General features: G+C 38.8%; 9 protein-coding genes, 2 pseudogenes and 1 riboswitch. Of the genes and pseudogenes, 2 read left to right on the forward strand and 9 right to left on the reverse strand.

The window, feature by feature from the left end:
- Position 1: 1 nt before the first annotated feature.
- The 7 genes and pseudogenes from RGU12_RS22960 to RGU12_RS22990 form a co-directional block, all read right to left on the reverse strand.
- Positions 2-1,522 (reverse strand): UDP-N-acetylmuramoyl-L-alanyl-D-glutamate--2,6-diaminopimelate ligase, encoded by a 1,521-nt coding sequence (locus RGU12_RS22960; protein WP_309538124.1) that lies wholly within the window; start codon positions 1,520-1,522, stop codon positions 2-4.
- Between the two features lie 37 nt (positions 1,523-1,559).
- Positions 1,560-2,741, reverse strand: coding sequence for a carboxylate--amine ligase (locus tag RGU12_RS22965; RefSeq protein ID WP_309538125.1), 1,182 nt, complete (start codon positions 2,739-2,741; stop codon positions 1,560-1,562).
- Positions 2,742-3,147: 406 nt separating this feature from the next.
- Positions 3,148-3,924, reverse strand: coding sequence for an NRDE family protein (locus RGU12_RS22970; protein WP_309538126.1), 777 nt, complete (start codon positions 3,922-3,924; stop codon positions 3,148-3,150).
- A 172-nt stretch (positions 3,925-4,096) separates the two neighbouring features.
- Entirely contained in the window at positions 4,097-5,800 is a 1,704-nt protein-coding gene (gene acsA, locus RGU12_RS22975; RefSeq protein WP_309538127.1) for an acetate--CoA ligase, read from the reverse strand.
- Between the two features lie 303 nt (positions 5,801-6,103).
- Positions 6,104-6,754, reverse strand: a pseudogene (locus tag RGU12_RS22980) (ABC transporter ATP-binding protein); the annotation flags it as partial.
- 77 nt (positions 6,755-6,831) lie between these two features.
- The gene (locus RGU12_RS22985; RefSeq protein ID WP_309538129.1) at positions 6,832-7,668 is read right to left on the reverse strand and encodes an ABC transporter permease; all 837 of its coding nucleotides are present in this window, start codon (positions 7,666-7,668) and stop codon (positions 6,832-6,834) included.
- Between the two features lie 11 nt (positions 7,669-7,679).
- Positions 7,680-8,675: an aliphatic sulfonate ABC transporter substrate-binding protein gene (locus RGU12_RS22990; protein WP_309538130.1), complete on the reverse strand. Its 996-nt coding sequence runs from the start codon at positions 8,673-8,675 to the stop codon at positions 7,680-7,682.
- A gap of 123 nt (positions 8,676-8,798) precedes the next feature.
- Positions 8,799-8,908, reverse strand: a riboswitch (SAM riboswitch).
- 348 nt (positions 8,909-9,256) lie between these two features.
- On the opposite strand from RGU12_RS22990, the gene RGU12_RS22995 reads away from it, so the two are divergent.
- Positions 9,257-9,763 (forward strand): DoxX family membrane protein, encoded by a 507-nt coding sequence (locus RGU12_RS22995; protein WP_116353894.1) that lies wholly within the window; start codon positions 9,257-9,259, stop codon positions 9,761-9,763.
- Positions 9,764-9,876: 113 nt separating this feature from the next.
- On the opposite strand, the gene RGU12_RS23000 is transcribed toward RGU12_RS22995, so the two are convergent.
- The gene (locus tag RGU12_RS23000) at positions 9,877-10,029 is read right to left on the reverse strand and encodes a hypothetical protein (RefSeq protein ID WP_189655306.1); all 153 of its coding nucleotides are present in this window, start codon (positions 10,027-10,029) and stop codon (positions 9,877-9,879) included.
- A gap of 103 nt (positions 10,030-10,132) precedes the next feature.
- Between RGU12_RS23000 and RGU12_RS23005 the strand changes: the two genes are divergently transcribed.
- Entirely contained in the window at positions 10,133-11,050 is a 918-nt protein-coding gene (locus RGU12_RS23005; protein ID WP_309538131.1) for an aldo/keto reductase, read from the forward strand.
- 41 nt (positions 11,051-11,091) lie between these two features.
- Here the strand turns inward: RGU12_RS23005 and ftsZ are convergent.
- Positions 11,092-12,045, reverse strand: a pseudogene (ftsZ, locus tag RGU12_RS23010) (cell division protein FtsZ); the annotation flags it as partial.
- Between the last annotated feature and the right edge of the window lie 193 nt (positions 12,046-12,238).

Raw genomic sequence — 12,238 nt, forward strand, 5'->3', positions numbered from 1 at the left:
ATCACCTTTTTATTTTTATAAATTTCTTTGTTGACTGTAATTTGAGTCTGTTTTTTCGTATATTAGCTAGTAGTTCGTTCACAATTTCTCTTTCATTAAACGGAATTTCCTTATCGCCAATTACTTGTGCAGTTTCATGGCCTTTCCCTGCTAGAAGGATAACATCTCCTTCTTGACTGTTTTCAATTGCATATTTAATCGCTTCTCTACGATCAATTTCTACATGATATTTACCGTCAACCTCATTCATGGATTCTACGATTTCTTTTGCAATCAAATTTGGATCCTGTTCTTTCGGATTATCAGAGGTTACAATCGATAAATCGGCATATGTAGCTGCAACTTTTCCCATCGCTCTTCGCTTATCACTTCCATCTTTTCCAGGTGCCGCATACACGCCAAAGACAACAATTAGTCTTCCTTTGGTAAATGGTCTTAAAGTGGAGAGTGCTTTTTCTAAGCCATCTTCCGTATGGGCAAAATCAACGACAACTTTTCTAGCTTTATCTTGGTAGATGACCTCAAGCCTTCCTCTTATTCCTTTTACAGCATCTATTCCTTCTTTAATGTCTTCCAAAGACATTTGATTCGTATAGGCAGCAGCGATAGCTGCTAAACTATTATAAACATAAATTACACCTGGTATGTTCACCTTTATGTCTACTGAACCAGTTGGAGTATTTAATTGATACGTACTGTAATCTGCATAAAAGTGAAGATCTGTTGGGTAAATATCTGCTTTCTGATTGATACCATACGTAAGAATCGATTTATTCGAGTCTTTTACCCTATCGATAAGTCTTCTTCCATATGGATCATCTACATTTATCACTAAATGTTCCTGAGCTAAATCAAAAAGCTTTGCCTTCGCGTTAAAATATTCTTCCATATTTTTATGAAGCTCTAAGTGATCAGGCGTTAAATTCGTAAAGATAGCCGTATTAAAATCACAATAAGCTACACGATTTAAGTCTAATGCGTGAGAGGAAACTTCCATGATGCAATCTTCAATACCTTCATCTACCATTTTCGAAAAAATACCCTGTAAATTTAATGATTCAGGAGTCGTATTTTTATTTTCAAAATGTCTATTGTTTATTATAGTACCCATAGTTCCTATCAGACCAATGGATTTTTTTGCCTGTTCAAAGATAGACTTAACAAAATAGGTTGTCGATGTTTTCCCGTTCGTCCCTGTAATCCCAATCAGATTTAATTTTTCAGTGGGATTATCATAAAAATTAGCAGACATTCTTGCTAACGCTAATCTTGTATCCGAAACCTTGATGATTGTCACATAGTCCTCAAGCCATATATCTCGTTCAACAATAATAACAGTTGCACCTTTTTTAATGGCATTTTCTATATAATCATGACCATCAACTGTGAAGCCAGATATGGCAACAAAAACGCCGTTCGTTGTTACTTCCCTTGAATCATAAGCGATAGAGGTCACTTCTACATCAAGACTTCCCTTTATTTCGGTATAATCCAGATTACGTAAAATTGATTGTAATTGCATTGTTATCCACTCCAATTAATGACCTTAACTTACAGCATTATTTCTTTATTTTCTTTAGTAGCTTTTTGGAAATGATACCAGCATATGAAAATGCAGGCTTCGGATCCTTCCAATCCCATATCGCATATGCTTTCGGTTTAAAGAAGGACTTTATGACCTGCGGCATCGTTAATTGACCCGTTTTTAAATAACCCTTTATTGCATAGAAGTCTTCATACGCATACCAAAAGACTAGGTTTGTATCATGTTCAATCGCCTTTGGCGGTAATGGGTTACCTGTTAGTTCTCGATATGTAATGTATGGAAAGTTAAGCCCTACCTTGTAAAGCATACTGTTCAAATTAGTAATCCTTACATTTAATTCAATTAAGTAATAGGTACCCGTTTCAGAGTCCTTTTTAAATTCGATTTCTACAAAACCTTTGAACCCAATTGCTTCTAAAAACTTAGAACCAATTTCATAAAGCTCTGGTACATATTTCTGTCCAGTGTACACAGATGCACCAAAATTTATAGGATATTGACGGTATTTCTGACAGGTCATCCAGTGCGTTACCTTTGCTTCTTGGTTTAAGTACGCATCAAATGTATACATATGGTCATCAAACCCAGGAATGATTCGTTGCACAATGACTTCTTGATTCGCTTCTTTCGCTTTTTGTAATGCCTCATCTAATTCCTGACGGTTGTTAACTTTAAATAACTTCCTGCGGAAAATAGATACAAACGTAGGAGAATCAGTTGGTTTCACTAAACATGGAAATTTAATATTTTCTTCAATTTTCTCATAAAAGTTTTCTTCCCCAAGATGAACAGTTTCCGGTACCGCAACTCCGTGTTTCACGGCCAATTTATGTAATTCATCCTTATCCATCGTTTTGGTATAAAGTCCTTGCTCCGTTTGAGGGATGAGATAGAATTCTTTTAGTTCATCTAAATATTCATCTATCACTTCTACATAGGAGTCGTGACATGGAATTAACACCGGTTTTGCCGTTTGCTTTCTCGAATATTCCTTTAAAAAGGCTATAAATTGCTCCTTTTCTTTTCGATAATGCGGTGCAATTACGCGCTCCGAGCAATATTTCGACTCCGCTCCGTACGTATTTTCATAGGAATAATCTACGGCTACCGTATGTATCCCTTCACTACCCAAACATCTCATCGTACTTAAGCCTATATAATAATTGTTTCCTAAAACAACTGCTTTATTGTTCATACGTTACCAGACTCCTTGATTTACTTCCTAATTTGACTCTTTGTCAATAGAGGATGTTCAAAAAGTCGTCCGAAAATGACACATCGAATTTCTGCGTTGGCTTGCTTTTGGAGTTCCTCACGTATTAACTGCATACGCTCCGGTACTCAAAGCTGCGCCGCCTTGAAATTCTCGGTCCTTTTCACTCTCCTTTTTGAACTCGTACTAATAGTACAATATTGACACAGAATAAGGGGTGTTTCAAGATGAAATACACCTTTATCCCGCTTGTTATTAAGCTGTAACAATTGAAAAATAAAAACAAAAAATAGAGTACAGTATAGATGTTTTCGTACTCTAATCCCCTTTTTCGACGTTTTTCCCAACTCTTTTTATAGTAGATTTATCATCTTTGTTCTATTATATACTATTCCACAGTCCCGCTCATTTTAGATTTAATCGGAAAACGGAATGTTTGATCGCTTGTTCCTGAGCTAGAAAAAGTTCGTTCCACATACTGAATTTCTGTCTCCGACATTAATAATATGGTAGAACTTCTCGTCCCATACCCATTTGTTTTAATAAATAAAGAAGAAAGAATTCGTTCCCATTCGAGTGACACGCCTGTTTTAGGTAGGAGATTGTCATTTGGCCGATCTGTATTTTGAAGTAATTCTAATAGGTTCTCCACTAGATTTTCTCCGTTTATAATAGTAGAAATCCCTTCTTTTCCTCTTTTCACTTTCGGCCAGTTTGTATCGAGCAAATCGTTGCTAAGCCCATGTATACCTGGTTTTACTCTTTCAATGATTTTTCCAGCATTGGAATAATAATAGAGGTTATCCAGATCACCCACTAATAGATTGTAGCCTGGATACTGAGAGTTCGTCTTCTCTAGCTGCTTCATATATTCTGCAATGGCTCCATTATAGGTAAGCGCATCTTTTACTAGTTTTCCTCTCGATTGTTTGCCTTCTAATATCTCACTTGGGTCACGATAGTTTGTTAAGGCCGCAAAACGACCAAATGTAGTAACCCCCATCCACGTTCCCATTTTTTCAAGATCTCTTCCAGCCAATAGAGTAGGCTCATCCTCCCAGAAGTGAATCGGAGCTGTTGGTCGCTGCAGAAACTCATCCCGGTTTGCCGCAACAATTAATTTATAGACCGGATGTGCTTGGTAGGCAAACAAAATTAAACACATTCTAGCCACCGCCCTTTTTCACAAATTATATCATTTGCGCCCCACTTACGTAAAAATCTTGGACTGGATAAAGTTCTTTTACACAAAAAAGCAAGGGTAAACACCCCTGCTTATATGACGAATCTACATCATTTAAGGTTACATTTTCCAGTTAAATATCCAGTCTTACTTCTTAATGAGTTTTTTGGAGTTCACGGGCCTTTAGTTCTCTTCGTAAAATCTTCCCGCTGATCTTTGTTTTTGGAAGTTCATCTAACACTTCGATTTCCCTTGGTGCAGCATGAGCCGCAAGATGTTGTTTCACAAATACGCGAATTTCCTCCAGTAAATCAGCTGTTGGATGATAGTCTTTCTTTAGTACAATAAAGGCCTTTACAATTTCTCCTCTTAATGTGTCAGGTTTTCCAATGACACCAGCCTCAGCCACTGCTTCGTGTTCAATCAACTTGCTTTCGACTTCAAAAGGACCGATACGTTCACCTGATGAATTAATCATATCATCGCTGCGTCCTTGGAAAAACACATATCCATCACTATCTAAAATAGCCAAATCACCAGATATATACCAGCCATTTAAAAAATAGGAATGATATTTCTCTTCATTTTTCCATACTTCTCTCATGATGGATGGCCAGGATGCCTTGATACCTAGATGACCAACCTGCCCATTAGGGAGCGAATTTCCATCATCATCTAATACCGCTACTTCAATTCCAGGAATAGGTCTACCCATCGATCCTGGTTTAATGACCTCTGAAGGCAAATTGACGATTAATTGCGCTCCTGTTTCCGTCATCCACCATGTATCATGGATTCTTTTCCCTAACGTTTCCAATCCCCAAACAATAACTTCAGGATTCAACGGTTCACCCACACTTAAAATATGACGTAGTGAACGAAGTTTATATTTTTTAAGTACCTCATTTCCTTCCGCCTTCAACATTCTAAATGCTGTAGGAGCACTATACCAAACCGTGACACCTGTCTTTTCAATTGTTGAATACCAGGAATCTGCATTAAATCTCCCCCCATTGACTACAATTGTTGCTCGATTTAGCCAAGGTGCAAAGATTCCATACACGGTTCCTGTCACCCAACCTGGGTGTGCTGTACACCAATAAACATCATCCTCTTTTAAATCAAGGACCCATTTTCCCGTTTGGTATTGCTGAATCATAGCTCGATGTGCGTGGACAATCCCCTTAGGTTTTCCTGTAGACCCGCTTGTATAATGAATATTAAGCCTTGCCTCAAGGTCCAACCATTCGATTATCTGATTATTACTTGGAGTATTTGCTAGCACCTCTACAAGTGAGATTTCATTTTCCTCACATTTTTCTGGCCCTTCTGTAATGAACACCGTTTTTAATGAAGGCAATTGTTGTTTAGGAACTCTTTTGACCAACTCAGAATCTGTAATGAGAAAGCGACCCTCGCAGTCGGAAATCCTGTCCTTAACCGCATCCTCCATGAACGCTTCAAACAGAGGACCCGCAATTGCCCCTAGCTTAACCGCTGCAATCATCGCAATATACATGTCAGGATTTTTGGGCAAAAAGATAAACACGATATCTCCCTTTTTCACTCCGTATTTTTTCAATACGGTTGCTAGGTGGTCAGACTTATCTTTTATCTCTTTAAATGTAAAGATCTGTTCCTCTTCTTCATTAATATAGTGAAGGGCAATTTTGTCCCCATACCCTTCTACAACATGGCGGTCGATACATTCATAGGCCATATTCACTTGCCCTGTTTGGTACCAGCTAAATTCCTTTTTAACCTCTTCCCAAGAAAATTGCTCGCGAACCTTATCATAATTGTGAAGATTATAATCTCCGTCAAAAGGTTTTATGAAATCTAATTTTGTGGTTGTCAAATCTGCACTCCCCTTTCGCTAACTTAATAGTGGATGTTCAAAAAGTCCGGTGAAAATGACACATTATAAGAGGAACTTCGACTAAATGCCGACACGTCCTGTGTCGAACGTCGAAGTCACCACATCCTGTGGAAGCTCGTTGGCTTGCTTTTGCGTTCCTTGGAAAGGAAAATCACCTTTCCTGCGTGCGAAGGAGATTCAAAGAAGCACTCCTTATGCTCACGTATTAACAGCATACGTTCCGCTGCTCAAAGCTGCACCGCCTTGAACTTCTTGGTCCCTTTCATCCTCCTTTTTAATCACTCATTTTAATAGTTCCAATATTTCCGCCTTTAGTTGTGCTAGCTTTACATCCCCACGAGACCTTGGCTTTGGTTCATCAATTTGAATCGATTGATAGACTTCGCCAGGTTGCCCTTTTAAAACGATAATCCAATCACATAAATAAAGGGCTTCATCGATATCATGGGTTACTAAAATCATCGTGGATTTGTATGTATCCCAAATAGTTAACAGTAAATCCTGGAGCTGCATTTTCGTAAATGCATCAAGTGCACTAAACGGCTCATCTAAGAGCAACACTTCTGGTGCTGTAATAAGTGCCCGAGCAATCGAAACTCGTTGCGCCATCCCACCGGAAATATCCTTTGGATAGTGATTTTCAAAGCCATCTAGCCCAACTAGTTTTAAATATTCCTGTGCCTTTTCATGCTTCTGGCTCTCATTCTTCAAACCAAATGAAATGTTTTCGATTACTTTTAACCATGGCATTAAACGTGATTCCTGAAAAATAACGCCTACCTTTTCATGAACGGATTTGATTTTGTCACCGCTGATTTCAACCGTTCCTGTGTAATCTGGATCTAATCCAGATAAGACTCGCAATAAGGTACTTTTCCCACAACCACTCGTACCTAAAACGCCAATAATTTCACCTTGTTTTGTTTCAAAGCTGATATTTCTAAACCCCGTCGTACCGTTCGAAAAGGTACGTGAAACATTTTGAACTGCTAGCATTCTTTTTCATCCTTTCACGCCTTTTTCACATAGCTATCTTGCCAATGAAGTGTTTTTTCCTCTGTTTTCTTCAGAATGGAGTCCGTTATTTTTCCTAGGATTGCAAATAGCACAATACTGGCAATGACCGTTTCAGGAGAATAAGAGTTTTGACCAACGACAAGCAAATACCCAATCCCCTGACTGGCTCCCATTAATTCGGCCGCAACAACAAACATCCATCCTAACCCTAGACCACTTCTGATCCCTACTAAAAAGGATGGAAGGGAAGCAGGCAAGATGACCTTTCTAATTAACTCGAACGTTGAAAAATTATAAATTTTCCCTACTTCAATCAACTTTCGGTCAACACCCTGAATGCCAGACACGATGTTTAAATAGACCGGAAAAAACACTCCGACAGCAATTAGTGTGATTTTTGAAGGTTCGGCAATTCCCATCCAAAGGATAAAAAGGGGTACCCATGCAAGCGATGGAATTGAACGGAACGCTTGAAGCATTGGATCTAATAATGCTTCAGCTACTCGAAAATAGCCGACCAATGAACCAAATAGGACAGCAGCGACCACTCCGATAAGAAAACCAAAAAAGATTCGATATAAAGTAATCCCAATGTGACCCCAAAGGCTTCCATCTCCAGCAAATTCAATTATTTTTGCCAGAATGACCGTTGGTGCCGGCATAAGATGTGCTTCAAGGACACCAATATGGCTTAAATACTGCCAAACCACTAGTAAAATGGCAGGAATGATACTACCAAGTAAAATGATTTTCACATTGCCCGATAAAACAAACTGAGTTTTTGACTTCACCTTTATTTGTCTGGATACCGCTTCACCTTTTATGTTCATAGCTCCTCCTCTTATTGCTTTATTCCTTTTTGCGCAAATGTCGGATTAATCAATTCTTGAACTAATTTTTCTAATTCAACATCTTTTTTGATAATATTCTGTGCTTGGAGAACCTTACCCGCTTCCGTTAAAGCCTCAATTTGTTCTTCACCAGGCATCGGATTAGAAAAATCATTGCGTTCATTTAATTGCTTATTTGCTACTTCAATATCAATATTTGCTGATTTTGCTAGAATCTCTGCAGCTTCCTCTGGATTTTCTAACACCCATTTTCGAGCCTTTTCGTAAACTTCTATGACCTTTTCAACATATGCAGGGTACTTTTCAGCAAATTCCGAACGGACATTTAAGGTCCCATACGTATTAAAATCAGCATTCCGATAGAAAAGAGTTGCATCTGTTTCTAATTCAACTCTTGCCATGTGAGGATCTAGTCCTGACCAAGCATCTACCTGACCAGACGATAATGCCCCCGCTCCATCTCCATGCTGTAGATTAACTATCTCAACATCTGATGGACTGAGTCCTTCCTCATCTAGGGCACGTAATAGAAAAATATAAGGGTCAGTTCCGATTGTTGCGGCAACCTTTTTCCCTTTTAAGTCACTTACACTTTGAATCTTTGAGTCTTTATTTGCCACCAATGCCGTCCATTCTGGCTTTGAATAAATATAAACAGCTTCAATCGGCGCACCATTTGCTTTAGCCATTAAGGCCGCTGCCCCTGCCGATGAACCAAAATCGACGCTACCACTGTTCAAGAATTCGAGGGCCTTATTACTGCCTTGGCTAAGTACAAACTCAACCTCAATTCCTTCTTCCTCAAATGCCTCTTCAGCCCAACCAAACTCTTTTAGCACAAGACTTGTTGGAGAATAAAAGGCATAATCCAATTTAATTTTCTCCGGTTTTTCATTCCCTTGGCTAGCCTTACCTGAACTATTAGAACAACCTACAATTCCAACAAACAACAATAAAACAATAAAAACAGCACTTATTTTTTTCATCTTTTTTCTCCTTTTCCATAAATTCCAATTGGTAAACTGAGAATAATATTAATACAACTCCAAACCTTCATCTTTTAAGCGATAGAAAAAGCCCTCTTCAGTAAGAAGAGGGCTTTTTTCCTCCTCTTATCTTTCAGGTAATCGTACCTGATGGATTTAGCACCTTTTCAAGAATTACCTTGAAGGTTGCCGGGTTTCGTAGGGCCATGTCCCTCCACCGCTCTGGATAAGAGTTCTTTATTAAATTAATACGTCTCTGTTTTGCTTTATAAAAGGATTATAGTATGCGGAAAATCAAAAGTCAAACACTTTTGGAAATATTTTATTTTATTTGAATATTATTTGAGGTTATAATCAATCCCCTTATTCCTATGTTTTAGCGACTAAAAATAGACCATAAATTCATTTGTGTCATATTTGTGAAGCCTATTGCTTTTATTGTAAATCCGCTGTATATTAAGAGTGTAGAAAGTTAGTGAAATACTTCACAAACTACTACAAAAGCTGGCAGCTAACGCACTCATATTTTTTTACAACGACTTGTGAAGAGTTTCACAAATTAATTATAAGGGGAGATTAAGATGAGAGCATTCTTAAAAGGACCTAAAATGGCAGTTATTTGGACAGTATTACGTGTATGGTTAGGAATTCAATGGCTAGAAGCTGGTTTTCATAAAATAACAGCAGGTGGATTTGATGCAGGTGGTTTTATCCAAGGTGCCATCGCAAATGCAGGTGGAGATCACCCAGCAGTACAAGGCTGGTATGCAGCATTCCTTGAAGGATTTGCCGTACCAAACATTGAGTTATTCAACGTACTCATTCCTTGGGGTGAATTCTTAGTAGGACTTGGTTTAATTCTAGGTTTTGCAACTATCCCAGCATTACTTGCAGGTGCATTCATGAACCTTAACTTCTTACTTGCTGGTACAACAAGCACTAACCCAACGCTTTACACAGTAGCAATCATTCTCTTATTCGCAGGAGCTGCAACTTACTACTACGGTGTAGACAGATTCGCAGTACCTTACCTTACAAAACGAATTAACGACAAAAAAGCTACAAAAACAGCTACAAACGTAGCGTAACGAGAAAAGCGCAAGGGGCCTGCATATCGGCGACCAGCACAAGCCGATGGCCCCTGGAGCTAGACATAAATGAAAGTGTTCCTCCTAAGCTAGGGGGAACACTTTTTTATGTTTTATTCATCATCAATTTCGCCGTCACCTATTTCATCCTCTTCTTCGATTTCCTCAATGTCTTCCCCTTTTTCTGGCATTTCATCATCATCTCCGCATCCCATTAAGAAAAACATCGGGAACGATAGTAGGAACAGCATTAGCAACCGTTTCATCACAAAACCTCCTTTTTTCTAGACTTTCCATTCACTCTCGAAATATGTAGACTAGAAAGAGTAAACAGTATTAACAGTTCTAAAAATTGGAGGTAAGTCAGCTATGCGAAAAATAAAACTAGGAACAAGTTCATTAGAGGTACCTGTTGTTGCAGTAGGCTGTATGAGGATTAATTCTTTAGAAAAGCCTGAAGCAGAAAAGTTTGTACAAACCGCATTAGAAATCGGTGCCAATTTCTTTGATCACGCCGATATTTACGGTAGTGGTGCTTGTGAAGAAATCTTTGCAGATGCAATACATATGAATGATGACGTGAGAGAAAAAATCATACTTCAATCCAAATGTGGCATTCGAAAAGGTATGTTTGATTTTTCAAAGGAACATATCCTCAATTCTGTGGACGGTATCTTAAAACGACTCAAAACAGATTATCTTGATATCTTACTTTTACATCGTCCCGATGCCCTTGTTGAGCCTGAAGAGGTTGCAGAAGCATTTGATCAACTAGAGTCTTCAGGTAAGGTTCGTCACTTTGGAGTCTCCAACCAAAAACCCATGCAAATTCAATTGCTTAAAAAATATGTGAAGCAACCAATCGTTGCCAATCAATTGCAACTAAGCATTCCGAATGCCCATATGATTGCAAATGGCGTCTCTTCAAATATGCAAATTGATCAATCCATTAACCGTGATGGAGATGTACTCGATTTTTGCCGATTAAATGACATTACCATTCAGCCTTGGTCACCATTCCAATATGGTTATTTCGAAGGACCTTTTCTTGGCAATGAAAAATGCCCCGAATTAAATCAAAAAATTGATGAAATGGCAGAAAAATATGGTGTATCCAACACAACGATTGCGATTGCATGGCTATTACGTCATCCAGCCAATATGCAACCGGTTATAGGCACCATGAATCTTAATCGTTTAAAGGATTCCGTAAAAGCAAGTGATGTTCAGTTAAGCCGTGAAGATTGGTACAGCATTTTCCTTGCTGCTGGCTATCTTCTACCATAAATGCAAAAAGAGGCACCTACAAAAAGGTGCCTCTCCTATTAATTTTCCGTAAAACCTGTAGCAATTACAGTTACAATTATTTCATCTTTTAAATTGTCATTAATGACTGATCCAAAGATCATATTTAAATCCTCATGTGTTGCAGACGAAATCACATCTGCCGCCTCCTGAATTTCAAAGAGGCTTAAGTTTCGTCCGCCAGTGATATTCAAAATAACACCTCGAGCGCCACTTATCGATGTTTCAAGCAGTGGACTATTGATTGCTTTATGGGCTGCTTCAACCGCACGCCCTTCTCCTTTTGCCATTCCAATTCCCATTAAAGCTGTTCCCCTATGAGACATAACTGTTTTTACATCGGCAAAATCAAGGTTGATTAACCCAGGTACAGCAATTAAATCGGAAATCCCTTGAACCCCACGAAGAAGAACATTATCGGCTTCTCGGAATGCTTCTATCATCGGCGTACGCTTATCAACAATCTCCAATAATTTCTCATTCGGGATAATGATTAATGTATCGACTGCTTCCTTCATTGCGTCAATCCCAGCATCTGCATTGACAGCTCGTTTACGGCCTTCAAATCGAAACGGTCTAGTTACCACACCGATTGTCAAAGAACCTAGCTCCTTAGCGATTCTTGCAATTTCTGGTGCTGCCCCGGTTCCAGTGCCACCGCCCATTCCGGCTGTGACAAAGACCATGTCTGCTCCTCTTAATGCATCCTCAATTTCTCTTTCACTTTCTTCAACAGCTCTCATCCCAATTTGCGGATTTGCACCAGCACCTAGCCCCCGTGTTAACGATGCCCCAATTTGAATGACAACCTCTGCTTTCGATTGATTAAGGGCTTGTCCATCCGTATTCACTGCGATGAATTCAACACCTTCTACCCCTGCCTCTATCATTCGATTAACGGCGTTATTCCCACCGCCGCCAACACCTACTACTTTTATTCTTGCAAATTGATCTATGTATGGTTCAAACTCGAGCATGATTTTTCCTCCTTGCCGCCCATTGCCTTCTTCCTAAAAAGATTCGAATTTATATTATATCTTTCGTAATACTCCTTCGATTTTTGTCACACTTTTCCTTTAAAAAATCAAAATACCCCCGCCATTAGTACCTATATCGCATAATATTACGTTTCTTTTACAAACTAATAAAGGTTGCTCAAAAAGTCCAGTG

Origin of the sequence: Ferdinandcohnia sp. QZ13 (assembly GCF_031324165.1) — a bacterium.
Taxonomy (GTDB): Bacteria; Bacillota; Bacilli; order Bacillales; family Bacillaceae_L; genus Ferdinandcohnia.